Raw genomic sequence first — 25,185 nt, 5'->3', positions numbered from 1 at the left:
AGCACATTCCCGCTGAGTAACCGGTTGAACGCTAACGGTCAGGGTCAACTTAGGGGGTCCGTATCACTGGCTGATACGGGGGGAGGGGCCTCGTGGCGGGTCTGAGACAATTGATCGCGTGATCTCCCGTATCGATCTGCGCGGTACCGCCTTCCCGGAGGGCGGGATCGACCGCGACCTGCTGCCCCGTGCCGAGCTCGACGTCGAGGCCGCCCTGGAGAAGGTGCGGCCCATCTGCGACGACGTGCGCCATCGCGGTACCGCTGCGCTGATCGACTACGCCCATCGGTTCGACGGCGTGACCATAGAGCGGGTGCGGGTCCCCGCGGAGGCGCTGAAGAGCGCCCTCGCCGAGCTGGACCCGGCCGTGCGGGCCGCCCTGGAGGAGTCCATCCGGCGGGCCCGGCTGGTCCACCGCGACCAGCGGCGCGCCGACCACACCACCCAGGTGGTGCCGGGCGGCACGGTCACCGAGCGCTGGGTGCCGGTCGAGCGCGTCGGTCTTTACGTACCGGGCGGGCGCTCGGTCTACCCCTCGTCCGTGGTGATGAACGTGGTGCCCGCGCAGGAGGCCGGGGTCGCCTCGATGGCCGTCGCCTCCCCGCCGCAGGCGGAGTTCGGCGGGCTGCCGCACCCCACGATCCTCGCGGCGTGCGCGCTGCTGGGCGTGGACGAGGTGTACGCGGCGGGCGGCGCCCAGGCCGTGGCGATGTTCGCCTACGGCACCGAGGACTGCCGTCCGGTCTCGATGGTGACCGGGCCCGGCAACATCTGGGTCGCGGCGGCCAAGCGGCTGCTCAAGGGCCGGATCGGCATCGACGCCGAGGCCGGGCCGACCGAGATCGCCATCCTCGCCGACGCCACCGCCGACCCGGTGCATGTCGCCGCGGACCTGATCAGCCAGGCCGAGCACGATCCGCTGGCCGCCTCCGTGCTGGTCACCGACTCCGAGGAGCTGGCCGCAGCGGTCGAGAAGGAGCTCGAGGTCCAGGTCGGGGCCACCAAGCACGTCGCGGACCGGATCGGTCCGGCGCTGGCCGGGCGGCAGTCCGGCATCGTACTGGTGGACGGTCTGGAGCAGGGCCTGGCCGTCGTGGACGCGTACGCGGCCGAGCACCTGGAGATCCAGACCGAGGACGCGGCGGCCGTCGCGGCCCGGGTGCGCAACGCCGGGGCGATCTTCGTCGGGGCCTACGCCCCGGTGTCGCTCGGTGACTACGCGGCGGGCTCCAACCATGTGCTGCCCACCGGCGGCTGCGCCTGCCACTCCTCGGGGCTGTCCGTGCAGTCCTTCCTGCGCGGCATCCATGTGGTGGACTACACCCGGGACGCGCTGGCCGAGATCGCCGGCCATGTGGTGACGCTGGCCGAGGCGGAGGATCTGCCCGCCCACGGCGCCGCGGTGAAGGCAAGGTTCGACTGGAAGGTGCCACCGAGCAAGTGACCGGCATTGACGATCTCCCGATCCGGGACGAGCTCCGTGGCAAATCCCCGTACGGCGCTCCGCAGCTGGACGTGCCCGTACGGCTGAACACCAACGAGAACCCCTATCCGCTGCCCGAGCCGCTGGTCGCCCGGATCGCCGAGCGGGTCGTCGAGGCGGCCCGTAACCTCAACCGCTACCCGGACCGGGACGCGGTCGAGCTCCGCACCGGGCTGGCCCGCTACCTCAGCCGTACGGCCGGTCTCGAGGTCGGCGTCGCCCAGGTGTGGGCGGCCAACGGGTCCAACGAGGTGCTCCAGCAGCTGCTCCAGGCCTTCGGCGGACCGGGCCGCACCGCGATGGGCTTCGAGCCCTCGTACTCGATGCACGCCCTGATCTCCCGTGGCACCGGCACCGGCTGGATTTCCGGTCCCCGGAACGCCGATTTCACCATCGATGTCGATGCCGCCCGTAAGGCCATCGCCGAGCACCGCCCCGATGTCGTCTTCATCACCTCGCCGAACAATCCGACGGGGACGGCGGTCGGCGCCGAGGCGGTGCTGGCGCTGCACGACGCGGCGCAGGACGCCAGGGCGGACACCGCAGGGGCGCTCGTCGTCGTGGACGAGGCGTACGGGGAGTTCAGCCACCGTCCGTCGCTGCTGCCGCTGATCGAGGGGCGGCCGCGGCTGGTGCTCTCGCGGACCATGTCCAAGGCGTTCGGCGCGGCCGGGCTGCGACTGGGCTACCTCGCCGCCGACCCGGCGGTCGTCGACGCCGTCCAGCTGGTCCGCCTGCCGTACCACCTGTCCGCCGTCACCCAGGCCACCGCGCTGGCCGCCCTGGAGCACACCGATACGCTGCTGGGGTACGTCGAGGCGCTCAAGGCCGAGCGCGACCGGCTGGTGAGCGAGTTGCGCACCATCGGCTGCGAGGTGACCGACTCCGACGCCAACTTCGTCCAGTTCGGCCGCTTCGAGGACGCCCACGCGGCGTGGCAGGGCCTGCTGGACCAGGGCGTCCTGGTCCGGGACAACGGTGTGCCGGGATGGCTGCGGGTCACCGCGGGGACCCCGGCCGAGAACGACGCGTTCCTCGACGCGGTACGCGAGCTGATGAAGGAGACGAGCGCATGACCCGCGTGGGACGCGTGGAGCGCACCACCAAGGAGACCTCGGTCGTCGTCGAGATCGACCTCGACGGCACCGGCCAGGTCGATGTGTCGACAGGGGTCGGCTTCTACGACCACATGCTCGACCAGCTCGGCCGCCACGGCCTCTTCGACCTCACCGTCAAGACCGAGGGCGACCTGCACATCGACACCCACCACACCATCGAGGACACCGCCCTCGCGCTGGGCGCCGCCTTCAAGCAGGCGCTCGGCGACAAGGTGGGCATCTACCGCTTCGGCAACTGCACGGTGCCGCTGGACGAGTCGCTGGCCCAGGTGACGGTCGACCTCTCCGGCCGCCCGTACCTGGTGCACACCGAGCCGGAGAACATCGCGCCGATGATCGGCACCTACGACACCACGATGACCCGGCACATCCTGGAGTCCTTCGTGGCCCAGGCGCAGATCGCCCTGCATGTCCACGTGCCCTACGGGCGCAACGCCCACCACATCGTGGAGTGCCAGTTCAAGGCGCTGGCGCGGGCCCTGCGCTACGCCAGCGAGCGCGACCCCCGCGCCGCCGGGATCCTCCCCTCCACGAAGGGCGCGCTCTGACGTGAACGGCCTGTCGACCGTCTTCATCCTCGTGGGACTGTTTCTGCTCGGCGGGGTCATCTCCTTCGTCAAGCAGGGCATGTCCAAGAGCATCATCACGCTGCTCGGGATCGGCGCCACGATGGCGCTGCTCGCCGGCGTCCTGCGGCTTGAGGTATGGAATTGAGCAACAAGAGCGTCGTTGTCCTCGACTACGGATTCGGCAACGTCCGGTCCGCCGAGCGGGCCCTCGCCCATGTCGGCGCGCGGGTCGAGATCACCCGTGACTACGACAAGGCCATGGCCGCCGACGGTCTGCTCGTCCCCGGTGTCGGCGCCTTCGCCGCCTGCATGAAGGGGCTGCGCGCGGCGCGCGGCGACTGGATCGTGGGGCGTCGGCTGTCCGGCGGCCGCCCGGTCATGGGCATCTGCGTCGGCATGCAGATCCTCTTCGGGCGCGGTATCGAGCACGGCGCCCCGGCCGAGGGCCTGGACGAGTGGCCCGGCACGGTCGAGCCGCTGCGCGCCCCCGTCGTCCCCCACATGGGCTGGAACACGGTCAAGGCGCCCGGCGACTCCCGGCTCTTCGCGGGCCTGGACGAGGGCGAGCGGTACTACTTCGTCCACTCCTACGCGGTCCGCACCTGGGAGCTCGAGGTCACCAACCCGCATATCCCCGCCCCCAAGGTCACCTGGGCCACCCATGGCGAGCCGTTCGTCGCCGCCGTCGAGAACGGCCCGCTGTGGGCCACCCAGTTCCACCCCGAGAAGTCGGGCGACGCCGGGGCGCGGCTGCTCCGCAACTGGCTCGACACGCTCTGACCGGCGCCCCGCGTCAGCTCCCCCCGCCCGCACGCTCTCACCGAAGGTTGTCCGCATGCGCACGCACCGCCTCGAACTCCTCCCCGCCGTCGATGTCCGTGACGGCCAGGCCGTCCGCCTCGTCCACGGCGAGTCCGGCTCCGAGACGTCGTACGGCGATCCGATGGAGGCCGCCCTGGCCTGGCAGCGGGCGGGCGCCGAGTGGCTGCACCTGGTGGACCTCGACGCCGCCTTCGGCACCGGGGACAACCGCGCGCAGATCGCCGAGGTGGCCCGTGCCATGGACCTCAAGGTCGAGCTGTCCGGCGGGATCCGCGACGACGCCTCGCTGGCCGCCGCCCTGGCCACCGGCTGCACCCGGGTGAACCTCGGCACGGCCGCGCTGGAGTCCCCCGAGTGGGTCGCCAAGGTCATCGCCGAGCACGGCGACCTCATCGCCGTCGGCCTCGATGTGCGCGGCACCACGCTGCGCGGCCGCGGCTGGACCCGCGACGGCGGCGATCTGTACGAGACGCTGGCCCGCCTCGACTCCGAGGGCTGCGCCCGCTACGTCGTCACCGACATCGCCAAGGACGGCACCCTCCAGGGCCCCAACCTGGAGCTGCTGCGCAATGTCTGCGCCGCGACCGACCGGCCCGTCGTCGCGTCCGGCGGCGTTTCCTCGCTTGACGACCTGCGTGCCCTTGCGACCCTGGTACCGGAAGGTGTCGAGGGCGCCATCGTGGGCAAGGCGCTCTACGCCAAGGCGTTCACCTTGGAAGAGGCGTTGGAGGCGGTGGCCGTATGACCTCACCCGAGATCGGGCGACGGGTCCAGACCGACAGTCCCTGGGAGCAGACCATCGGGTTCGCCCGTGCCGTCGAGGCCGGTGACCTGGTGCTCGTCGCCGGGACGATGCCGCTCGCGGAGCGCGGCGTACTGGAGGGCGAGGGGGATCCGTACGAGCAGACGCTCGCGGCGTTCCGCCATGCGCTGGACGCGCTGAAGAAGTTCGACCTCGGCGTCGAGTCGGTGGTCCGCACCCGTATGTACATCACCCACGCCCGCGACGTGGACGAGGTGGGCCGCGCCCACAAGGAGCTCTTCGACGCCGTGCGCCCCGCCGCGACGCTGGTCGTGGTGTCCGGCTTCGTCGACTCGCGGGTCCTGGTGGAAGTCGAACTGGAAGCATTCCGAGGAGCACGACGGTCATGACCCTGGCGGTCCGAGTCATCCCCTGCCTGGACGTGGACAACGGCCGGGTCGTCAAGGGCGTCAACTTCCAGAATCTGCGCGACGCGGGCGACCCGGTCGAGATGGCCAAGATCTACGGCGAGGAGGGCGCGGACGAGCTCACCTTCCTCGACATCACCGCCTCCTCGGGCGACCGCGAGACCACCTACGACGTGGTCCGCCGCACCGCCGAGCAGGTCTTCATCCCGCTCACGGTCGGCGGCGGCGTCCGTACCCCGGAGGACGTCGACAAGCTGCTGCGCGCGGGGGCGGACAAGGTCGGCGTCAACACCGCCGCCATCGCCCGCCCCGAGCTGATCCGCGAGATCGCCGAGCGCTTCGGCAGCCAGGTGCTGGTCCTCTCGGTCGACGCCCGCCGCTGCCTCGAGGGCACGGTGACCCCCTCCGGCTACGAGGTCACCACCCACGGCGGCCGCCGCGGCACCGGCATCGACGCCATCGAATGGGCCCACCGCGCGGCGGAGCTGGGCGCGGGGGAGATCCTGCTGAACTCCATGGACGCGGACGGCACCAAGGACGGCTACGACACGGCCATGATCGAGGCCGTCCGCAAGCACGTCACCATTCCGGTGATCGCCAGCGGCGGCGCGGGCAAGCTCACCGACTTCGCCCCGGCGGTCGCGGCGGGCGCGGACGCGGTACTGGCCGCCTCCGTCTTCCACTTCGGCGACCTGCGCATCGGCGAGGTCAAGGGCGCGCTGCGGGACGCGGGGCACCCGGTCCGCTGAGGTACGTCACGGCGGCGGGGGACCACCGGACGGTGATCCCCCGCCGCGTCGCGTCTCAGCCGGCCGGCCGCTCGCGGTAGTGGTCGACGATCCCGCGCTTCAGGTACGCGGTCTTCTCCATGACGTCGCCCTTCTTGCCCGCCCTGACGTCCCTCGTCAGGTAGCTGCGCTCACCGAGCAGGGTCAGGCTGTCCCGGTCGAAGACCCACTCGGTGGCCTCCCCCGACTCCTTGTCGACGCGGGCGATCCCGACCCCATGGCGGCCCGCCGCGTCCACCGCGTCCTCCTTCCGCGTCACCCCGGGGATCTTCGCGGCGGCCTTGTAGAGCGCGGCGGCGTTCTCCGACGGCATCACCGTCTCGCCCAGGAAGGAGCCGATCCGGTTGAAGACGGCCTGTGCCTTCTCCACGTCCTCGTCCGGGGTGGCCATCCGGTACAGCTCGTCGAGCAGGGCGTCCGGGTCGGTCGGCAGGGACGCCAGCCACTGGTACGTGGGGCGGTAGGCGCCCGCCGGGGACCCGCCCAACTCGGCCATCCGGCCCCACTCCCCGTTTTCCCTTATCTCGCCGGTCTTGGTGATCCGCTTCACCTGCTGCGACATCCAGACCTCGCGCTCATGCCGCGGCTCCAGTGTCGAGGAACCGTCCTCCTTCATCTCGGCCCCCGCGGTGAGGCTCTTGACGTAGACGAACTGGTCCTGTCGCACCGGCTTGACGTCCGACTTCGCCGCGGTTCCGGCGATCCGGTCGAGCAGGACGGTGGCGGTCTCGCGCGGCTGGGCGGTGGTGTCGCCGGACGTCCCGCCCCCGGTGAAGGTGACGGCCAGCGCCCCGGCCAACGCCAGCGCCGCGGCGGGCATCAGCAGCGCCGGGCGCGGCAGCCGCCGGACCTTCCGGGCGGCGGGGGTGCGGTTCTGGTCGTCATCGATGTGCTGCATCAATCGGTCCTTGTGGTGGAGGTACGGAGCGGAGGGCACGTCCCGTTCGGCCGGGACGGGAGGAAGCAGCCGGGCGAGCTCCTCGCGCGCGGTGTCCTCGTACGCGGCGTCCTCGCGCTCGCGCTCGGGCCGGGCGGGCCCGGAGCCGACGGCGTTCATCGGGGGTCCTCCTGAAACTCCTGAAAGGGCAGGGCCGCGAACGCGGCCTCACGCTGTACCTCTCCGCGGCGGCGCCGCGGTTCCTTCTTTTTCCTCTTTTCTTCCGCCTTTTCCTTCTTCTCCTCCGCGAGCCGCTGGTCGGCGAGGGTGCGCAGCCGGGCGCGGGCCCGGGAAAGCCGTGAACGCACCGTCCCCACCGGGATGCCCATGGCCTCGGCCGCCTGTGCGTAGTCCAGGCCGGACCAGACGCACAGCGCCAGCACCTCCTGCTCCCCGCGCCGCAGCCGGCCGAACACCGTGCGCACGGCGGCGAGCCGGCGGGCGTCGTCGATCCGGCCCGCGGCCTCGTCCGCGAAGTCCGCCATCGGGGCGGGGGCCGGGCGGCGGGCCAGGAAGGCCAGGCGGCGGCCGATGCCGCGGTTGGCGTTGCGGGCCTTGTTCGTCGCCATGCCCAGCAGCCACGGCTTCAGCGTGCCGTCGCCCGGCTCCAGCCGCGCCCGGGTGCGCCAGGCGTCGAGGAACGTATCGCCCATCACCTCCTCGGCCACCGACCAGTCGCCGGTCAGCCGGAAGGCATGGTTGTAGACCATGCGCGCGTAACTCTCGTAGAGCTCCGCGAACGCCTCACGGTCACCCGCCCGGACCCGCGCGCGCAGACCATCACTCATCTCGTTCACACCTCACACCCGTGCCTCTCCGCACGGCGGAGGTGGTTCCCGTGACCTGCGCCACATGGGGGCGCGGGCGCTTACCGGGTGTCCGGTCGCGCCCGGTTACTCGGCCGGGACCGACGCCGCCTCGATCACCTCGTCCAGGACCTCACGGGAGCGGAGCAGGTCCGCGATCATGCGGTCGATGCGCTCCCGCTCCACCGTCAGATCGGAGACCAGCTTCCCGCTGGCCGTCCGCGACGGGCCGCCGTCCGAGTCCCGCATGCAGGGGAGCAACTGGGCGATCTTCTCGCTGCACAGCCCCGCGGCGTACAGCTCCTGGATGCGGATGACGCGGTCCACCGCGCCCTCCCCGTACTCGCGATGGCCGCCCGGGGTGCGCTCGGCCGTCATCAGGCCCTGCTGCTCGTAGTAGCGCAGCGAGCGCTCGCTGACGCCGGTGCGCCGCGCCAGTTCACCGATCCGCATTCCACACCTCGTCTGCCGGTCCGGGCTTGAATCCGAGTCCGGGCTTGAATCCGAGTCCGGGCTTGAATCTGACATCAATGGCAAGTTCTACCGTACCCGCATGACGCACACACCCGAGATAGCCAGCCTCTTCGAACCCGCCCGACTCGGCCCCCTCGACCTCCCCAACCGCCTGGTCATGGCGCCGATGACGCGCAACCGCGCCGCCGCCGACGGCGTGCCCCTGCCGATCATGGCCACCTACTACGCCCAGCGCGCCACGGCCGGGCTGATCGTCGCCGAGGCCGCCACGCCCAACGCGGTGGGGCAGACCTACCCCGACATCGCCGCGATCCACAGCGCGGCGCAGGTGGCCGGGTGGCGCCGGGTGACCGACGCGGTGCACGCGGCGGGCGGCCGGATGTTCCTCCAGCTCCAGCACGGCGGCCGGGTCGGCCACCCGGACAACAGCGGGCTGACGCCGGTGGCGCCCTCGCCGGTGCCGCTCCCGGAGACCATCTTCACTCCGAGCGGCCATCAGGAGGCCGTCGTACCGCGCGAGATGACGCTCGAGGAGATCCGTTCCACCATCGCCGACTTCGCCGCCGCCGCGCGCAATGCCCGGGACGCGGGCTTCGCCGGAGTGGAGGTGCACGCCGCCAACGGCTACCTCCTCCACCAGTTCCTGGCCCAGGGCACCAACCGCCGCACCGACGCCTACGGCGGCTCGGTGGCCGGACGCGTCCGGTTCGTGGCCGAGGTGGTCCACGCCGTCGCCGACGCGATCGGCCCCGAGCGGGTGGGCCTGCGCATCTCGCCCGGATCGACCGTCAACGGCATCGAGGAGGGCGACACCGAGGCCCTCTACCCCGCCCTCATCAAGGAGCTCGCCGACACCGGCCTCGCCTATCTGCACATCGTCCGCGCCCGGCCGGACCAGTCCCTCTTCCGGGAGCTCCGCGCCTCCTGGCCGGCCACGCTGATCGCCAACCCGGCACTGCCCGGCGACGGCGTCCCCGCCGACGGCGGTATGCGCCAGGCCGGGGCGCTGCTGGCCGAGGGCGCCGATCTGATCGCCCTCGGCCGCACCTTCCTGGCCAACCCCGACCTGGTGACCCGCCTGCGCACCGGCGCCCCGCTCAACCCCATCCGGGACGCCTACCTGATGTACGTGGGCGGCGAGACCGGCTACACGGACTACCCCACCCTGGCGGCAATCTGAGCTCAGCCGACCCGGACGGCCGGCTGGTGGCGGACGGGGAAGTTGACCGAGTTCGCGATGAAGCACGCCTGATGGGCGTCGTGATGCGCCGAACGCGCCCGCTCCAGCATCGCCTCGTCCGCGACGGTGACCACCGGATTGAGCACCACCTCGGTGAAGCGCCCGCCGTGCCCGGCCGTCTCCTCCATGACCCCGGCGGCGACGTCCTCGTACGCCGTGACCGTCACCCCGTCCCGGGCGCATACGGAGAGGTAGGTCAGCATGTGGCACTGCGAGAGCGAGGCCAGCAGGAACTCCTCCGGGTTCCAGCACTCCGGATCCCCCAGAAACGCGGGATCCGCGCTGCCCCGCAGGGTCGGCTTCCCCTCGCCGAAGATGTCGTGCGACCGCCCGTAGTCCCGGTAACCACTGGTCCCCGAACCGGTGTTACCGGTCCACCGGACGGTGGCGCGGTAGGTGTGCTGTCGGCCCATCGTCTGTGCGCTCCCCTTCGTGTCCCAGCGGTGGCGGAACTGGTTCCCGCCCATCGTGCCGTGCTGACTGGGAGTGTCGCACCCAGGAGGAGCACGTCCTGGTACGGGGGCTCTGACCTGCGCAGACTCGGTGGAGTCAGCACAGAGCCGCACCAGGACGGAAGGGATTACCGCCATGAACGCCACGAACACCACGACCGGGACCGGGACCGGGACCGGCAAGGTCGTACTCATCACCGGGGCCAGCAGCGGGATCGGGGAGGCGACCGCGCGTCGGCTCGCCGCCGACGGGCACCGGGTCTTTCTGGGGGCGCGCCGGACCGAGCGGCTGGGGGAGCTGACCGGGAAGATCACCGCGGACGGCGGCACCGCCGCGTACCAGAGGCTCGATGTCACCTCGGCCGACGATGTGCGGGCCTTCGTGGCCGCCGCCCGGGAGCGGTTCGGGCGGGTGGATGTGATGGTCAACAACGCCGGGCTGATGCCGCTCTCGCCGCTGGCGGCGCTGAAGGTCGACGAGTGGGACCGGATGCTCGATGTGAACGTGCGCGGTGTGCTGTACGGCATCGCGGCGGCCCTGCCGGTGATGAAGGAGCAGGGCGGCGGACACATGGTGAACATCGCCTCGGTCGGCGCGTACGAGGTGTCGCCCACCGCCGCGGTCTACTGCGCCACCAAGTTCGCCGTACGCGCCATCTCGGAGGGGCTGCGCCAGGAGTCGGCCGGTGACATCCGGGTCAGCCTGGTCTCCCCGGGCGTGACCGAGTCCGAACTCGCCGAGTCCATCTCCGATCCGAGCGCCCGCGAGGCCATGAAGACCTACCGCTCGGTGGCCATCCCCGCCTCCGCCATCGCCGACGCCATCGCGTACGCCATCGGACAGCCGCCCGAGGTCGACGTCAACGAGATCGTGGTGCGCCCGGCCGCGAGCGCCCAGTAGGGGCGGGTCGTCCAGTAGGGGAGGGCGGAAAACCGGTAGGGCGATCAGTGACGGCGGCTCACACTGAGGGCATGGATGGAGTCGCGTCGAGTCAGCTGCTGGGGTTCCCGCCCGATGCGCGGGTGCTCATCCTCAACTGCGACGACCTCGGCATGCACGAGTCGGTCAACGTCGCCGTCATCGACGCGATCGAGGAGGGGATCGCCAGCTCATGCAGTCTGATGGTGCCGTGTCCGGGGGCGCCGCAGGCCCTGCGGATGCTGCGCGCGCGGCCGGACGTCCCATTCGGCATCCACCTCACGCTCGTCCGCGACGCGGACCACCTCCGGTGGGGACCGCTGAGCGCGCGGGCGACGGTGGCCTCGCTGCTGGACGAGCGGGGCGAGCTCTTCACCGCCGACCGCCGGGAGGAGCTGCTCGCGCGGGCGCGCCCCGAGGAGGTCGAGCGGGAGTTCCGGGCCCAGATCGAGGCCGTGGCCGACGCGGGACTGACGCCGACCCACCTGGACTGGCACTGTCTGGCCGACGGCGGCCACGAGGACGTCTTCGAGGTGACCGTGGCCCTGGCGGGGGAGTACGGACTGGCGGTGCGGGTCTGGCTCGACGGCGGCCGCCGGACGGCGCGCGGGCGGGGGCTGCCGGTCACCGACCACGACTTCCTGGACAGCTTCGCCCTCGACATCGACGGCAAGGCGGCCCGCTACGCCGAGTTGCTGCGCGCTCTTCCGCCCGGACTCAGCGAGTGGGCGGTCCACCCCGGTCTCGACGACGCCCGGTCGAGGGCCGCCGAGCCCGGTGGCGGATGGCGGGTGCGCCACGGCGACCACGCGTTCCTGACGTCGGCGCGGGCCCGCGAACTGCTGGCGGAGGAGGGCGTTGTGGTGATCGACTACCGGCCGCTCCAGCGGATCTGGTCCGGGGTCTGCTGACTTGACGCCATCTGGTCCGGGGGACGGCCGCCTCGGTGCCGTCCGGTCCGGCGGGACGGCCGACTTGACGCCGTTGCCGGGGCCCGCTTTGATCGCAGCAGCCGCACGGTGTACCTGCCCCGTGCCGCGCAAGAGGTGCGCCCAGCCGGTAGGGGACCCGGTGCCGGTCCCGAGCCCGGACACAGTCGCCAGGACGGCGGATGCCATCCGAGGCGGGGACGCTACCCGCGAGTGTTGGAGCTTTCATGCCAGCCAGCCATGCCGCACGCCTTCGTCGCCGCTGGGCCCTCGCGTCGGTGGTGACGGCCGCCGCCGCGGCCGCCGTCGTGACCGTGTCCATGTCCTCGGGAGCCAGCGCGTCCGAAGTGGCGCTGCCGCCCGTCCACGGTGGCTTCGACTACCAGATCGGCGGGGCGTACACCCCGCCGAAGGGCGTCGACATCGTCAGCCGCGACCGCGGGGACTCCCCGGCGGACGGGCTGTACAACATCTGCTACGTCAACGCCTTCCAGGTCCAGCCGGGCGAGCGCGACCAGTGGCCGGACGACCTGCTGCTGCGCGACCGCAACGGCGATCTCGTCATCGACACCAAGTGGAAGGAACCGCTGCTCGACCTCCGTACCGCCGACAAGCGCGAGCGGGTGGCGGACAAGGTCGACGGCTGGATCGACGGCTGTGCCGACAAGGGCTTCGACGCCGTCGAACCCGACAACTACGACAGCTACGAACGCTCCAAGAAGCTGCTGACCACCGCTCACGCCAAGGCGTTCATGGCCCTGCTGTCGGAGCACGCCCACGCCCAGGGGCTGGCCATCGCGCAGAAGAACACCGCTGAGCTGCTGCCCGACCGGAAGGCGGCCGGGCTGGACTTCGCGGTGGTCGAGGAGTGCGGCGAGTACGACGAGTGCGGTGAGTTCGCGAAGGCGTACGACGACCACGTCGTGGTGGTCGAGTACGGCGACGAGGGCTTCGCCAAGGCGTGCGACGGCTGGGGCGACCGGCTCAGCGTCGTCCGGCGGGACGAGGACGTCTCTCCCGCGGGCGAGGACGGCTACGTTCGCGAGACCTGCTAGGGGATCCCCTGGTGCCGTCCCCGTCCGCCCCGCGCGGGCGGGGACGCTTCGTGTGCGGCGGGACGCCCCGCGGGCGGGGACGCTTCGTGTGCGGCGGGCGGCTCAGATGCCCAGCTTGGCCTCGTGCGCCTTCGCCACGGCCTCCTTGTCGCCCTCCAGCTCGACCCGGGCGGAATCCTGGCGGCCGGTGAGGAAGAGCGCCAGCTCGCCCGGTTCGCCGGTGACCGTGACGACCGGGGTGCCGCGATTGGCCACCGCCGTACGGCCGTCCGGGCGCCGCAGCACCAGGCCGACGGGGGAGCGGCGGCCGAAGATCCGGGCGCCGCGCTCGATGCGGGCCCACAGCGTGTCGGCGAAGACCGGGTCCAGCTCGCGCGGCGTCCAGTCCGGCCGGGCGCGGCGCACATCCTCGGCGTGGACGTAGAACTCGAAGCTGTTGGCCGCCTCGTCCACCTGCTTCAGCGCGAACGGCGACATCCGCGGCGGGCCGGTGCGGAACAGCTGGAGCAGCTCCTCGTACGGCCGCGCCGCGAACTCCTCCTGCACCCGGGCCAGCCGCGCGGCCAGCGGCTTGACCAGCACCCCGGCGGCCGCGTCGGGGCGGCGCTCGCGGACCACCAGATGGGCCGCCAGATCGCGGGTGCTCCAGCCCTCGCACAGCGTCGGGGCCCCGGGGCCCGCGCCGTCCAAGAGGTCGGCGAGCAGCAGGCGTTCGCGCTTCGCGTGAGTGGACATGCGTCCAGCCTACGACCGGGGCCCGCCCGCTGCCATGAGGAGCGCCGCCGCGCGCCCCGGCGGGGCGGCTCCGCCCGGCCTACGGGGTGCGGCTCCGCCGCGTGGCAGGGGCACCGCCCCTGGACCCCGGGGTCTGGAGTGGCGCCTGGGTCCGGGGTCTGGGGCGGAGCCCCCTTTCCAGCCCCTCCGGCAATTGAGGAGCGGGCCTGGGGCGGAGCCCCGGTTGTGGGAAGGGGCGGGGAGGGGAGCAGCCCGTCGCATGCCTACGCGCACCGCCCGACGCTCCCTAACCCGGCAGGGGCTTGCCCAGCTTCTTGCCGTCGCGCCCGGCGCTCAGCGTGAGCGCGCAGGAGACCTGGTCCTCGCCCTGGATGGAGTACGTGCCCAGCGCGGGGTACAGCGCGTAGTAGTAGTACATCCGGCCGTCGTTGGGGATGCTCTTGAGCCGCTTCTTGGCATCCGTCGCGCACAGCGCGAGCGCCTTGGTCTGAATCGACTTCTCGGTGGAGAAGTCGCCACTCAGCGTCTCGTTGGCGATCACCTCACCGTCGTGCGGGCCGCGGCAGGACCGCTTCTCGACCTTGGTGACGCTGCTGTCCATCGCCGGGTGGTCGAAGCACTGACCGGGGTCGAGCACCACATACGGCACCTTGTCACCGGGCGCGCCGGACTCCGACGCGTCCGGGGCCGCCGACTCCGAGGCGGTCGGATCCCCGTCGGGGGCCTCGCTTCCACCGCCCAGCGGCGCGCCCTCGCCGGGGTCCTCCGAGCCCGACGGGGCGGCGGACGACCCGGCGTCCGAGGGCGAGGAGAGGGGGCGGTCCGAGGCCGAGGCGGACGGTCCGGCGTCGGCCGACGTCTCCTTGCCGCCGTCGTCCTTCGTCCCGATGACGATCGCGCCGACGACCACCGCCACGGCCACCACCGCCGCGATGACGATCGCCGTGGTCCTGGAGCCGCCGGTGCCGGGCGGCGGGGGAGGGGGCGGCAGCGCGCCCGGGGGTATGGACCCCGGCGGCAGCGCGCCCGGCGGCGGGCCGCCGGGCAGCAGCGCCGGTGGGCTGGGCGGCCCGAAACCGCCGCTCGGCTGCGCGGGCGGACCGGGCTGCGCGGGCTGGTCCGCCGGGGGCGGCGGCCCGAAGCCCTGCTGCGGCTGCGCGGACGGTGGCTGTGGTGGTTGCTGCCGCGGCTGCGGCGGTGGACCGAACCCCCCGCCGTTTCCAGGCCGGTTGGGGTCGTTCGACGGCGGCGGATACGTCATGCCCGAAGCATGCCCCATTCCACTGACAATCCGCCCCACGGGCCCGGCTTACCGGCCGGTTTTCCGGCCCGGTTCCGCAGCCCGGGCCCCGGGTCTGCGGAGATCATTCGCGGGGACCCCCCTCCGGACGTGCAGAATGGTCGCATGACCGGCTCCGACCGCCCCTCCGCCCTCGACCCGGCCCTCGCCGCCCGCCTCAAGCGCGGCGCCGACGGCCTGCTGCCCGCCATCGCCCAGCAGTACGACACTGGTGAGGTGCTGATGCTCGGCTGGATGGACGACGAGGCGCTGCACCGCACCCTCACCACCGGCCGCTGCACCTACTGGAGCCGCAGCCGCCAGGAGTACTGGGTCAAGGGTGACACCTCCGGCCATGTCCAGCTGGTCAAGTCCGTCGCGCTGGACTGCGACGCCGACACCGTCCTCGTCAAGGTCGACCAGGTCGGCGCCGCCTGCCACACCGGCGACCGCACCTGCTTCGACGCCGACGAGCTCCCGCTCGGCCCGCGGACCGGCCGGTAGACCGGCCACCACCCCGACCAAGCTCCCAGCGAGCCCTCAGCCCCCGTGCCCCGCCGGGCTCCCCAGCCCCAGACCCAGGACGCTGTCACGATGGATCTCGAGACCTTCCGCAAGCTGGCGGCCGACCGCCGCGTCATCCCCGTGAGCCGCAAGCTGCTCGCGGACGGCGACACCCCCGTGGGCCTCTACCGCAAGCTGGCCGCCGAGCGCCCCGGCACCTTCCTCCTCGAATCCGCCGAGAACGGCCGCTCCTGGTCCCGCTACTCCTTCATCGGCGTCCGCAGCGCCGCCACCCTCACCGAACGCGACGGCCGCACCCATTGGCTGGGCACCCCGCCGGTCGGCGTCCCCACCGACGGCGACCCCCTCCAGGCGCTGCGCGCCACCGTCGAGACCCTGCACACCCCGCGCGACCTCGGCGGACTGGCCCAACTGCCGCCGTTCACCGGTGGCATGGTCGGCTACCTCGGCTACGACATCGTCCGCCGCCTGGAGAAGGTCGGCGAGCACGGCCGGGACGATCTGCGCCTGCCCGAGCTGACCATGCTGCTCACCTCGGACCTGGCGGTGCTGGACCACTGGGACGGCACCGTGCTGCTGATCGCCAACGCGATCAACCACAACGACCTCGACACGGGCGTGGACGAGGCGTACGCGGACGCCGTGGCCCGGCTCGACGCGATGGCCGCCGACCTGGTCCGCCCCGTCGCGACCGACCCCGCCGCGCTGCCCGAATCCGAGCTGCCCGAGTACACCGCGCTGTGGGGCGGCGAGGACTTCATGGCAGCGGTGGACGACATCAAGGAGCGCATCCGCGCGGGCGAGGCGTTCCAGGTCGTCCCCTCGCAGCGGTTCGAGACGCCGTGTTCGGCCAGCGCCCTCGACGTCTACCGGGTGCTGCGGGCCACCAACCCGAGCCCCTATATGTACCTCTTCCGGTTCGAGGGCTTCGACGTGGTGGGCTCGAGCCCCGAGGCCCTGGTCAAGGTCGAGGACGGCCGGGCGATGCTGCACCCCATCGCCGGCACCCGCCACCGGGGGGCCACCCCGCAGGAGGACGCCGCGCTCGCCGAGGAGCTGCTCGCCGACCCCAAGGAGCGGGCCGAGCATCTGATGCTCGTCGACCTCGGGCGCAATGACCTCGGGCGGGTCTGCGAGCCGGGCAGCGTGGAGGTCGTCGACTTCATGTCGATCGAGCGCTACAGCCATGTCATGCACATCGTCTCGACCGTCACCGGCAGCCTCGCCGAGGGCCGTACGGCCTTCGACGTGCTCACCGCCTGCTTCCCCGCGGGCACCCTCTCCGGCGCCCCCAAGCCGCGGGCGCTCCAGATCATCGAGGAGCTGGAGCCGAGCCGCCGCGGGTTGTACGGCGGCTGTGTCGGCTATCTCGACTTCGCGGGCGACTCCGACACCGCGATCGCCATCCGCACCGCGCTGCTGCGCGGGGGCACGGCGTATGTCCAGGCGGGCGCCGGGATCGTCGCCGACTCCGATCCGGTGGCCGAGGACGCGGAGTGCCGCAACAAGGCGGCGGCGGTGCTGCGGGCGGTGCACGCGGCGGGGCGTCTGGGGCGGTAGTTCATCGGCGCCCGGTGGCTTCCCGGGGGCGGGAGGTCATTGGCGCCCGGTGGCTTTCCGGGGTGGGAGGTGATCGGCGCCCGGTGGCTTCCCGGGGTGGGAGGTGATCGGCGCCCGGTGGCTTCCCAGGGTGGGAGGCCATCGGCGGTGCCCGGCGGCTTCCCAGGGTGGTGGTTCCCGGTGGCCGGTGGCTCCCGGTAGGTCCCATATCCCCCACCCGGGAACGATCCAGTTCCCGGGTGGGGGATAGTGGTAGGCGTGACCGCAGCAGCCGTACCCCAGCCCAGGGCCGAGCACGAGCCCTCCGCCTCCGCCGCGCGCGGCCGCCGAAGCAGCCTTGCCATCGCCCTGCTCGCCGGTGCGCTCGGCGCCGCCCTCGTCCTGCTGGCCACCAGCCGCAAGTGGGCCGAAGGCACCGCATCCGTGGCCCAGGGATCCCTCCCGCAGAGCGCCAACGGCGATGACATCACCGGGCTCCCCGGCGCCCTCGCGGTCGTCGGCCTCGCCGCGCTGGTCGCGGTCTTCGCCGTGCGCCGCCTCGGCCGCGTCGTCGTCGCGGCGCTGCTGACCCTCAGCGGCGCGGGCATCGTGATCAGCGCGGCCCTTGGCGCGTCCGACAAGGCGGCGCTGGAGGAGAAGGCGTCCAAGGTGAGCGGGCTGACCCACAGCCCGATCCACGACGTGGCGTACACCCCCTGGCCGTGGGTCGCCGCGGCGGGCGGGGTGCTGCTGCTGCTCGCGGGCGTGCTCGCCCTGGGCTACGGCCGCCACTGGCCCGCCATGTCCGGTCGGTACGAGCGCGCGGGCACCGGGGGCACCCCGGCCCGGAGCCGTACCCGGCGCGCCGCCGACTCCTCCGACCCGGACCGCCCCGAGGAGCTGTGGAAGGCCCTGGACCGCGGAGAGGACCCGACGGAGGCCCAGACTGGCTCGGCGCGGCGGGAGGCCGAGCGCTAGGGGTGCCCGGCGGTTCGTGCCGCCTGCGGCGGGCTGTTCCCCCTCCCCGCCCCTTCCCGAAACCGGGGCTTCCGCCCCGGGCCCCGAAACCGGGGCTCCGCCCCGGGCCCCGAAACCGGGGCTCCGCCCCGGGCCCCGAAACCGGGGCTCCGCCCCGGGCCCCGAAACCGGGGCTTCCGCCCCAGGCCCCGAAACCGGGGCTTCCGCCCCAGGCCCCGCAGCCGGGGCTCTGCCTCAGTGTCCGCAGTCGGGGCTCTGCCTCTGGCCCCGCAGCCGGGGCTCTGCCTCAGTGTTCGCAGTCGGGGCTCTGCCTCTGGCCCCGCAGCCGGGGCTCTGCTCCAGTGTTCGCAGTCGGGGCTCTGCCTCTGGCCCCGCAGCCGGGGCTCTGCTCCAGTGTTCGCAGTCGGGGCTCTGCCTCTGGCCCCGAAACCGGGGCTCTGCCTCAGCGTCCGCAGCCGGGGCTCTGCCCCTGACCCTGGACCGGGGCTCCGCCCCAGCGCCCGCAGCCGGGGCTCCGCCCCTTCCCGCGGCATCGGTATGCGGCTCCGCCGCGTGGCAGGGGCTTCGCCCATGGCCTCCGGGGTCCAGGGGCGAAGCCCCTGGTAACGGGAAGGGGCGGGGAGGGGAAAGCATCGGCATCCGGCTCCGCCCCCGTGGGCCGCCGGACACCCCCCGTAGGCCCTGCCCCAGGGCGCCGCCCTCGCTCGCGCCGTCCCGCCTCGCACCGTAAGGTCCCACCCCCGCTCAAGGGCGTTTCGCGCATCGGGGACAATGGCGTGGGAGCGTTCGCCCCCGAGCGCCCGGACCAGGCGCGTACAGATACGAGGAGAATTCATGGCGGGTCACGACCACGGACACACCCCGGCCGCCTGGACCGGTGTCACCATCGCCTTCATCGGCTTCTGCGTCGCTGGCGCGTTCACCGTGGCGGCCAACCCGCTCGGCTTCTGGGCGGGCATGGTGATCATCGCCCTCGGCGGTGTCGTCGGCGCGGCGATGCGCGCGGCCGGGCTGGGCATGCCCAAGACGCAGCACCCGCCGCAGCCGCAGCCCAAGGCGCAGTCGCAGGCGCAGACCCAGAGCTGAGCCCTGGCGCGGCCCGGGGCCGCGCCCGCCTCCACCGGGTCCGGCACTGAGCCGTACGGAGGCCGGCACATCGGCCCTGAGCTGCACCTTCGTGGATGCCGGGGCAGACTCGGCGGTGTGACCGAACCACCGCCGACCGCCCCCGCCCACCCTGCGCGCTTGGTGCGCCTGGTGCGCCTGGTGCGCCTGGTGCGGCGTCTGGCCGCCCCGTTCGGCGTGCTCGCGGGCGTCCTCGCCGCCTTCGGCTACGTCGGCGCCGTGGACCCCCGGGAGCCCGGCCACTACCCCGTCTGCCCGCTGCTGCGGCTCACCGGGCTGTACTGCCCCGGCTGCGGCGGGCTGCGCGGCGCCCATGCCCTGGCCCACGGCGATCTGGCGGCCGCGCTGCGCGACAACGCCCTCGCCGTCGGCTGCTACGCGGCGTTCGCCGTCTGCTGGGCGGTGTGGTGCGTACGCGGACGCTTCCCCGCGCCGCGGCTGTGGCACGCTGGGGCGCTCGGCGTGCTGGCCCTGGTCTTCACAATCGTCCGGAATTTCCCGTTCGGGGGACTACTGGTGCCCTGACCGGTGTTGTGTAAGTGCATGTGGCGGGCGTCCGCGTCAACCGGATGCGAGACCTCGGCCTACCGGCGGCTACCATCGCAGTGCCAGGTGACGCGGTGGACCGCCCCACCCGGTACAGATCAGAAGCTTCATCCCCGTCACGGAAGGGGGCCGCTCGGTGAGTGTGCTCGACGAGATCATCGACGGAGTCCGTGCCGACCTCGCGGAGCGGCAGGCGCGCGTCACCCTCGACGAGCTCAAGGAGCGGGCGGCCAAGGCCCAGCCGGCGAAGGACGGTGTCGCGGCGCTCAAGGGCGACAGCGTCAAGGTGATCTGCGAGGTCAAGCGGTCCAGCCCCTCCAAGGGCGCGCTCGCCGCGATCGCCGACCCCGCCGGGCTCGCCGCGGACTACGAGGCGGGCGGCGCGGCCGTGATCAGCGTGCTGACCGAGCAGCGGCGCTTCGGCGGATCGCTGGCCGACCTGGAAGCCGTAAGGGCGAAGGTCGACATCCCGGTGCTCCGTAAGGACTTCATCGTCACCTCGTACCAGCTGTGGGAGGCGCGGGCGCACGGCGCCGACGTCATCCTGCTGATCGTCGCCGCGCTGGAGCAGCAGGCGCTGGTCTCGCTCATCGAGCGGGCCGAGTCGATCGGGCTGACGCCCCTGGTCGAGGTGCACGACGAGGAGGAGACCGCCCGGGCGGTCGACGCCGGGGCCCGGGTGATCGGTGTCAACGCGCGTGACCTCAAGACCCTCCAGGTCGACCGCTCGAACTTCGCCCGGATCGCACCGGAGATCCCGGACCACATCGTCAAGATCGCGGAGTCCGGGGTGCGCGGCCCGCACGACCTGATCGCCTACGCCAACGACGGCGCGGACGCGGTGCTGGTCGGCGAGTCCCTGGTGACCGGGCGCGACCCCAAGGCCGCGGTGGCCGATCTGGTGGCGGCGGGCGCCCATCCGGCGCTGCGCCACGGCCGGGACTGACGACGAGGCGGGTTCGGCGGACCATGGAGACGTACGCGCGCCTGGCACGGGGCTGTCGGCCCCGGGGCTGCCGCGCGCCCGCGAGGCGGGTGCGGGGGCGGCGCGTGCGCTACCACATCGGATGCGAGCCGGGGCAGATCAACGGGCGGCGATGGCGCCGGGCGGCGGCGCGCTGAGCGCACGCCGCACGCTTCCCCAGCCATCCCACCCGTCGCGGGGCGCTGCCCCGACCTGTCACGGGGCGCTGCCCCGATCGAGGAGTACGTCGCATGTCCTCTGATTTCTTCATCCCTGACCCGGAGGGCCAGGTGCCCAGCGCCGAGGGGTATTTCGGTGCCTTCGGCGGCAAGTTCATCCCCGAGGCGCTCGTCGCCGCGGTCGACGAGGTCGCCGCCGAGTACGAGAAGGCCAAGGCGGACCCCGCCTTCGCGGCCGAGCTCGAGGATCTGCTGGTCAACTACACCGGTCGGCCCAGCGCGCTGACCGAGGTGGCGCGGTTCGCCGAGCACGCCGGGGGTGCCCGGGTCTTCCTCAAGCGGGAGGACCTCAACCACACCGGCTCTCACAAGATCAACAACGTGCTGGGGCAGGCCCTGCTCACCAAGCGGATGGGCAAGTCCCGCGTCATCGCCGAGACCGGCGCCGGCCAGCACGGGGTGGCCACGGCCACCGCGTGCGCGCTGTTCGGGCTCGAGTGCACCATCTACATGGGCGAGGTCGACACCCAGCGGCAGGCGCTCAACGTGGCGCGGATGCGGATGCTGGGCGCCGAGGTCATCGCCGTGAAGTCCGGCAGCCGCACCCTCAAGGACGCCATCAACGAGGCGTTCCGGGACTGGGTCGCCAATGTGGACCGCACCCACTACCTCTTCGGCACCGTGGCCGGACCCCACCCCTTCCCGGCGCTGGTGCGCGACTTCCACCGGGTGATCGGCGTGGAGGCGCGGCGGCAGATCCTGGAGCGGACCGGGCGGCTGCCGGACGCGGTCGCGGCCTGTGTGGGCGGCGGTTCCAACGCGATCGGGCTGTTCCACGCCTTCCTGCCGGACGAGGGCGTGCGGATCGTCGGCTTCGAGCCCGCCGGGCACGGCGTGGCCACCGGCGAGCACGCGGCCACGCTGAGCCAGGGCGAGCCCGGGATCCTGCACGGCTCCCGGTCCTACGTCCTCCAGGACGAGGACGGCCAGATCACCGAGCCGTACTCGATCTCGGCCGGTCTCGACTACCCCGGCGTCGGCCCTGAGCACGCGTATCTGAAGGACGTCGGCCGCGCCGAGTACCGGGCGGTCACCGACGACGAGGCCATGCGGGCCCTGCGGCTGCTCTCGGAGACCGAGGGCATCATCCCGGCGATCGAGAGCGCCCACGCACTCGCGGGCGCCCTGGACCTCGGCCGGGAGCTGGGGAGCGACGGCCTGGTGCTGGTCAATCTCTCCGGGCGCGGTGACAAGGACATGGACACGGCGGCCCGGTACTTCGGGCTCTACGAGCAGCAGGGCGACGAGGGGGCGAAGTGATGGCCGGAAACCTGGAGCTGCTGGGATCCGTCCTGGCGGGCGCCAAGGACGAGGGGCGCGCCGCGCTCGTCGGCTATCTGCCCGCCGGTTTCCCCACCATCGACGGCGCGGTGGACGCGATGACCGCCATGATCGAGGGCGGCTGCGACATCGTCGAGGTCGGGCTGCCGCACAGCGATCCGGTGCTCGACGGGCCGGTGATCCAGACCGCGGACGACATCGCGCTGCGCAACGGGGTCCGGATCCGCGATGTGATCCGCACGGTGGGGGAGGTGCACGCCCGCACCGGCGCCCCGATCCTGTGCATGACGTACTGGAACCCCGTGGACCGGTACGGCGTCGAGCGGTTCGCCGCCGATCTCGCCGAGGCGGGCGGCGCGGGCTGCATCCTGCCCGATCTGCCGGTCGAGGAGTCGGAGATCTGGCGGAAGGCCGCCGAGCAGCACGGTCTGGCGACCGTGTTCGTGGTCGCGCCCAGCAGCCGTGATGAGCGGCTGGCGAAGATCACGGCGGCGGGCAGCGGTTTCGTCTACGCGGCGTCCCTGATGGGTGTCACCGGAACGAGGGAATCGGTGGGTCAGGAGGCGCGCGCGCTGGTGGAGCGCACCCGCTCCACCACCTCGCTCCCGGTCTGCGTGGGCCTCGGCGTCTCCAACGCCACCCAGGCGGCGGAGGTCGCGGCGTTCGCCGACGGGGTCATCGTGGGCTCGGCCTTCGTCAAGCGGCTGCTGGACGCCGAGGGTGACACCGAGGCCGGTCTGGCGGGGCTGCGCGAGCTCGCGGGTGAGCTGGCGGAGGGCGTCCGCACCGCGCGTTAGGGAGTGTCCGGGGGCGCGCGTACGCCTGCGGCGGGCTGCTCCCCTCCCCGCCCCTTCCCACAACTGGGGCTCCGCCCCAGACCCCGCTCCTCAATCGCCGGAGGGCTGGGTGGCGGGGCTCCGCCCCAGACCCCGCTCCTCAAGCTCCCCCAGCTACCGCTGGGAGGTGCCCCCTGGAGGGGCTGGGTGGCGGGGCTCCGCCCCAGACCCCGCGGGCCGGGGGCGGAGTCCCTGCCACGCGGCGGAGCCGCATATCGGTGCTGCGGGAAGGGGCGGGGAGGGGGAAGTATCGATATGCGGCTCCGCCGCGCGGCCCGCCGGTCACCCGTCAGGGGGTCGCTCGTTCGAGGGAACAACGGGGCGGAGGAGCTCAGCGGTGCTCCTCCGCCTCGTTAGGCGAGGGCGTGAGCCAGAGAAACCGTGAGGGAAAGCGCGGCGCCCGAGAGCGCCTGCGGGAACAGCGCGAGCGGGACCGGGCGCGCGCGAAGCGCAAGCGGACGCTGGGCGTCCTGGGGGCCGTGGTGGCCGTCCTCGGCGCCGCGGTGGGCGTGGGCATCGTCGCGTCCAGGACCGACGACGACTCGGGCAGGTCGAGCAGCGCCCTGGTGCCGCCGCGCGGGGCCGTCGGCAAGGGACGTCTGGTGATCCCCTCGGGGAAGTCGGAGAAGTCCGCGCAGGAGGGGAAGGCGGGCAAGGCAGGCCCGGTGACCCTGACGGTCTACGAGGACTTCCGCTGCCCGGGCTGCAAGCAGTTCGAGGACGTCTTCCGCAAGACCGTCCACGAACTCCAGGACACCGGCCGGATGCGGGTCGAGTACCACCTGGTGACGATCATCGACGGAAACCTCGGCGGCACCGGTTCGCTCCGCGCCGCCAACGCGGCGGCCTGCGCCCAGGACAAGGACCCCGCGAAGTTCCGGGCGTACCACGATGTGCTCTACCGCCACCAGTCCCAGGAGACCCGGGACACCTACGCCGACAACGGCAGGCTGATCAAGCTCGCGGACCAGGTCCCCGGGCTGGTCACGCCCGCCTTCCGGAGGTGTGTCGAGGACGGCAGGCACGACGCCTGGGTGCGCAAGTCCAATGACGTCTTCGCCCACTCCGGCTACGCCTCCACGCCGACCGTGCTGCTGGGCGGCAAGTCGATCTACGGCGACCCCAAGAAGCCACTGAGCCCCAACAAGCTCAAGCGCATGGTCCTCGCGGCGGCCCGCGGCTGATCCTTGTACTGATCCTTGTTACGCAGCCGTTGCCGGGTGGGTTGCCGCATCTCCCGCCCGGCACGGTAGCGTCGGTCCTGTCATGGACCTCCTCGCTTACATCCCCAGCCCGTCGTCCGGCGTGATCTACCTCGGTCCGGTCCCGCTGCGCGGCTATGCGTTCTGCATCATCATCGGCGTCTTCGTCGCGGTCTGGTACGGCGGGCGGCGCTGGGTCGCCCGTGGCGGCCAGGTCGGCACCGTCGCCGACATCGCCGTCTGGGCGGTGCCCTTCGGCCTGGTCGGCGGCCGCCTCTACCACGTCATCACCGACTACGAGCTGTACTTCACCGACGGCCGTGACTGGGTGGACGCCTTCAAGATCTGGCAGGGCGGCCTGGGGATCTGGGGGGCCATCGCGCTGGGCGCGCTCGGCGCCTGGATCGGCTGCCGCCGCCGGGGGATCCCGCTCCCGGCGTACGCGGACGCCATCGCCCCCGGAATCGCCTTCGCCCAGGCCGTCGGGCGCTGGGGCAACTGGTTCAACCAGGAGCTGTACGGCAAGGCCACCACGCTGCCCTGGGCGCTGAAGATCGACGGCGACGCCGACGCGGGCCGGGTGGCCGGCACGTACCACCCGACCTTCCTGTACGAGTCGCTGTGGTGCGTCGGCGTGGCGGTGCTGGTGATCTGGGCGGACCGCCGCTTCAAGATGGGGCATGGCCGGGCGTTTGCCCTCTACGTCGCGGCGTACACCGTAGGCCGCTTCTGGATCGAGTACCTCCGGGTGGACGACGCCCACCATGTGCTGGGGCTGCGGCTCAACAACTGGACGTCCGTCGTGGTCTTCCTGGCCGCCGTCGCCTATCTGGTGATCTCCGCGAAGCGGGCACCGGGCCGCGAGGAGGTCGTGGAGCCGGCCGCGGTCGAGGACGGCGCGGCCCCGGCCACCGGGACGAGCGGCGACGCCCCGGCCGGGAGCGCGGCCAAGAGCGACGGCACGGCCAAGAGCGACGGCACGGCCAGGAGCGACGGCGCGGACGAGGCCGGTGACGGCGCGGACGAGGCCGGTGCGGTGGCCGCCGAGGCGGAGCCCACCAAGAACCCCTGACGCGCGCCCGCGCTGCGTCCATCGGGCCGCCGAACCCCTCGGGTTTGGCGGCCCTTCTGCGTTTGCGCAGGTCAGCGAGGTAAGTTCGGCCTTCCTTGCTGG

Annotated in this window: 29 protein-coding genes; 23 read left to right on the top strand and 6 right to left on the bottom strand. The window is 72.7% G+C overall.

Annotated features, from left to right (window positions below):
- The first annotated feature begins 118 nt into the window (after nucleotides 1-118).
- From hisD to hisF, 8 genes are read left to right on the top strand one after another with little or no spacing between them, the layout of a single operon-like run.
- Nucleotides 119-1,444, top strand: a complete 1,326-nt coding sequence (hisD, locus tag ABD329_RS30265) for a histidinol dehydrogenase (protein WP_198276800.1) — start codon at nucleotides 119-121, stop codon at nucleotides 1,442-1,444.
- Entirely contained in the window at nucleotides 1,441-2,559 is a 1,119-nt protein-coding gene (locus ABD329_RS30260) for a histidinol-phosphate transaminase (protein WP_198276799.1), read from the top strand. The genes hisD and ABD329_RS30260 overlap by 4 nt, the downstream gene beginning before the upstream one ends.
- The gene (hisB, locus tag ABD329_RS30255) at nucleotides 2,556-3,149 is read left to right on the top strand and encodes an imidazoleglycerol-phosphate dehydratase HisB (RefSeq protein WP_014059975.1); all 594 of its coding nucleotides are present in this window, start codon (nucleotides 2,556-2,558) and stop codon (nucleotides 3,147-3,149) included. The genes ABD329_RS30260 and hisB overlap by 4 nt, the downstream gene beginning before the upstream one ends.
- Before the next feature lies 1 nt (nucleotide 3,150).
- A complete protein-coding gene (locus ABD329_RS30250) occupies nucleotides 3,151-3,315 on the top strand; it encodes a hypothetical protein (protein ID WP_037948925.1) in 165 nt (54 codons plus the stop codon).
- Entirely contained in the window at nucleotides 3,312-3,950 is a 639-nt protein-coding gene (hisH, locus tag ABD329_RS30245) for an imidazole glycerol phosphate synthase subunit HisH (RefSeq protein WP_425574398.1), read from the top strand. The genes ABD329_RS30250 and hisH overlap by 4 nt, the downstream gene beginning before the upstream one ends.
- Nucleotides 3,951-4,005: 55 nt before the next feature.
- The gene (gene priA / locus ABD329_RS30240) at nucleotides 4,006-4,737 is read left to right on the top strand and encodes a bifunctional 1-(5-phosphoribosyl)-5-((5-phosphoribosylamino)methylideneamino)imidazole-4-carboxamide isomerase/phosphoribosylanthranilate isomerase PriA (protein ID WP_198276797.1); all 732 of its coding nucleotides are present in this window, start codon (nucleotides 4,006-4,008) and stop codon (nucleotides 4,735-4,737) included.
- Nucleotides 4,734-5,144 (top strand): RidA family protein, encoded by a 411-nt coding sequence (locus ABD329_RS30235; protein ID WP_198276796.1) that lies wholly within the window; start codon nucleotides 4,734-4,736, stop codon nucleotides 5,142-5,144. Before priA ends, ABD329_RS30235 begins: the two co-directional genes overlap by 4 nt.
- Nucleotides 5,141-5,911 carry an imidazole glycerol phosphate synthase subunit HisF gene (hisF, locus tag ABD329_RS30230; protein WP_198276795.1) on the top strand — a complete coding sequence of 257 codons (771 nt, stop codon included), beginning with the start codon at nucleotides 5,141-5,143 and terminating at the stop codon, nucleotides 5,909-5,911. The genes ABD329_RS30235 and hisF overlap by 4 nt, the downstream gene beginning before the upstream one ends.
- 55 nt (nucleotides 5,912-5,966) lie before the next feature.
- On the opposite strand, the gene ABD329_RS30225 is transcribed toward hisF, so the two are convergent.
- The 3 genes from ABD329_RS30225 to ABD329_RS30215 form a co-directional block, all read right to left on the bottom strand.
- On the bottom strand, nucleotides 5,967-7,007 hold the full coding sequence (locus ABD329_RS30225) for a CU044_5270 family protein (protein WP_198276794.1): 1,041 nt from the start codon (nucleotides 7,005-7,007) through the stop codon (nucleotides 5,967-5,969).
- Nucleotides 7,004-7,675: an RNA polymerase sigma factor gene (locus ABD329_RS30220; protein ID WP_198276793.1), complete on the bottom strand. Its 672-nt coding sequence runs from the start codon at nucleotides 7,673-7,675 to the stop codon at nucleotides 7,004-7,006. Before ABD329_RS30220 ends, ABD329_RS30225 begins: the two co-directional genes overlap by 4 nt.
- Before the next feature lie 105 nt (nucleotides 7,676-7,780).
- On the bottom strand, nucleotides 7,781-8,146 hold the full coding sequence (locus tag ABD329_RS30215) for a MerR family transcriptional regulator (protein ID WP_198276792.1): 366 nt from the start codon (nucleotides 8,144-8,146) through the stop codon (nucleotides 7,781-7,783).
- 100 nt (nucleotides 8,147-8,246) lie between these two features.
- Between ABD329_RS30215 and ABD329_RS30210 the strand changes: the two genes are divergently transcribed.
- Nucleotides 8,247-9,347: an alkene reductase gene (locus tag ABD329_RS30210; RefSeq protein ID WP_198276791.1), complete on the top strand. Its 1,101-nt coding sequence runs from the start codon at nucleotides 8,247-8,249 to the stop codon at nucleotides 9,345-9,347.
- 2 nt (nucleotides 9,348-9,349) lie between these two features.
- On the opposite strand, the gene ABD329_RS30205 is transcribed toward ABD329_RS30210, so the two are convergent.
- Nucleotides 9,350-9,820 carry an OsmC family protein gene (locus ABD329_RS30205; protein WP_198276807.1) on the bottom strand — a complete coding sequence of 157 codons (471 nt, stop codon included), beginning with the start codon at nucleotides 9,818-9,820 and terminating at the stop codon, nucleotides 9,350-9,352.
- A 175-nt stretch (nucleotides 9,821-9,995) separates the two neighbouring features.
- On the opposite strand from ABD329_RS30205, the gene ABD329_RS30200 reads away from it, so the two are divergent.
- The 3 genes from ABD329_RS30200 to ABD329_RS30190 all read left to right on the top strand — a co-directional run bounded on the left by ABD329_RS30200 (nucleotide 9,996) and on the right by ABD329_RS30190 (nucleotide 12,762).
- The gene (locus ABD329_RS30200) at nucleotides 9,996-10,760 is read left to right on the top strand and encodes an SDR family oxidoreductase (RefSeq protein ID WP_198276790.1); all 765 of its coding nucleotides are present in this window, start codon (nucleotides 9,996-9,998) and stop codon (nucleotides 10,758-10,760) included.
- Between the two features lie 71 nt (nucleotides 10,761-10,831).
- Entirely contained in the window at nucleotides 10,832-11,689 is an 858-nt protein-coding gene (locus tag ABD329_RS30195) for a polysaccharide deacetylase family protein (RefSeq protein WP_198276789.1), read from the top strand.
- A 245-nt stretch (nucleotides 11,690-11,934) separates the two neighbouring features.
- Nucleotides 11,935-12,762, top strand: coding sequence for an endo alpha-1,4 polygalactosaminidase (locus tag ABD329_RS30190; protein ID WP_198276788.1), 828 nt, complete (start codon nucleotides 11,935-11,937; stop codon nucleotides 12,760-12,762).
- Nucleotides 12,763-12,864: 102 nt separating this feature from the next.
- Here the strand turns inward: ABD329_RS30190 and ABD329_RS30185 are convergent, their stop codons facing one another.
- Both ABD329_RS30185 and ABD329_RS30180 read right to left on the bottom strand, forming a co-directional pair.
- The gene (locus ABD329_RS30185; RefSeq protein ID WP_198276787.1) at nucleotides 12,865-13,497 is read right to left on the bottom strand and encodes a TIGR03085 family metal-binding protein; all 633 of its coding nucleotides are present in this window, start codon (nucleotides 13,495-13,497) and stop codon (nucleotides 12,865-12,867) included.
- Nucleotides 13,498-13,783: 286 nt separating this feature from the next.
- Nucleotides 13,784-14,758: a hypothetical protein gene (locus tag ABD329_RS30180; RefSeq protein ID WP_344317188.1), complete on the bottom strand. Its 975-nt coding sequence runs from the start codon at nucleotides 14,756-14,758 to the stop codon at nucleotides 13,784-13,786.
- 144 nt (nucleotides 14,759-14,902) lie between these two features.
- On the opposite strand from ABD329_RS30180, the gene hisI reads away from it, so the two are divergent.
- From hisI to lgt, 11 genes are all read left to right on the top strand, one after another.
- A complete protein-coding gene (gene hisI / locus ABD329_RS30175; RefSeq protein ID WP_198282522.1) occupies nucleotides 14,903-15,280 on the top strand; it encodes a phosphoribosyl-AMP cyclohydrolase in 378 nt (125 codons plus the stop codon).
- 45 nt (nucleotides 15,281-15,325) lie between these two features.
- Nucleotides 15,326-16,861, top strand: a complete 1,536-nt coding sequence (locus ABD329_RS30170) for an anthranilate synthase component I (protein WP_344317186.1) — start codon at nucleotides 15,326-15,328, stop codon at nucleotides 16,859-16,861.
- Nucleotides 16,862-17,119: 258 nt separating this feature from the next.
- A complete protein-coding gene (locus tag ABD329_RS30165; RefSeq protein ID WP_344317185.1) occupies nucleotides 17,120-17,818 on the top strand; it encodes a TIGR02234 family membrane protein in 699 nt (232 codons plus the stop codon).
- 834 nt (nucleotides 17,819-18,652) lie between these two features.
- Entirely contained in the window at nucleotides 18,653-18,904 is a 252-nt protein-coding gene (locus tag ABD329_RS30160; RefSeq protein WP_344317184.1) for an HGxxPAAW family protein, read from the top strand.
- Between the two features lie 117 nt (nucleotides 18,905-19,021).
- On the top strand, nucleotides 19,022-19,468 hold the full coding sequence (locus ABD329_RS30155; protein ID WP_425574397.1) for a DUF2752 domain-containing protein: 447 nt from the start codon (nucleotides 19,022-19,024) through the stop codon (nucleotides 19,466-19,468).
- 157 nt (nucleotides 19,469-19,625) lie between these two features.
- Nucleotides 19,626-20,435, top strand: a complete 810-nt coding sequence (gene trpC, locus ABD329_RS30150; protein WP_344317183.1) for an indole-3-glycerol phosphate synthase TrpC — start codon at nucleotides 19,626-19,628, stop codon at nucleotides 20,433-20,435.
- Between the two features lie 23 nt (nucleotides 20,436-20,458).
- Complete coding sequence (gene trpM, locus ABD329_RS48325) at nucleotides 20,459-20,611, top strand: tryptophan biosynthesis modulator TrpM (RefSeq protein WP_369075658.1); 153 nt, start codon at nucleotides 20,459-20,461, stop codon at nucleotides 20,609-20,611.
- A 93-nt stretch (nucleotides 20,612-20,704) separates the two neighbouring features.
- Nucleotides 20,705-21,952, top strand: coding sequence for a tryptophan synthase subunit beta (trpB, locus tag ABD329_RS30145; RefSeq protein WP_344317182.1), 1,248 nt, complete (start codon nucleotides 20,705-20,707; stop codon nucleotides 21,950-21,952).
- Nucleotides 21,952-22,770 carry a tryptophan synthase subunit alpha gene (gene trpA, locus ABD329_RS30140; RefSeq protein ID WP_037948877.1) on the top strand — a complete coding sequence of 273 codons (819 nt, stop codon included), beginning with the start codon at nucleotides 21,952-21,954 and terminating at the stop codon, nucleotides 22,768-22,770. The genes trpB and trpA overlap by 1 nt, the downstream gene beginning before the upstream one ends.
- A gap of 404 nt (nucleotides 22,771-23,174) precedes the next feature.
- Complete coding sequence (locus ABD329_RS30135; protein WP_198277728.1) at nucleotides 23,175-23,993, top strand: thioredoxin domain-containing protein; 819 nt, start codon at nucleotides 23,175-23,177, stop codon at nucleotides 23,991-23,993.
- An 82-nt stretch (nucleotides 23,994-24,075) separates the two neighbouring features.
- Complete coding sequence (lgt, locus tag ABD329_RS30130; RefSeq protein ID WP_198277727.1) at nucleotides 24,076-25,083, top strand: prolipoprotein diacylglyceryl transferase; 1,008 nt, start codon at nucleotides 24,076-24,078, stop codon at nucleotides 25,081-25,083.
- The last annotated feature ends 102 nt before the right edge of the window (nucleotides 25,084-25,185 follow it).

Origin of the sequence: Streptomyces javensis (genome assembly GCF_039525925.1) — a bacterium.
GTDB classification, from domain to species: Bacteria; Actinomycetota; Actinomycetes; order Streptomycetales; family Streptomycetaceae; genus Streptomyces; species Streptomyces asiaticus.
This window is presented reverse-complemented; position numbering and strand designations above follow the sequence as displayed.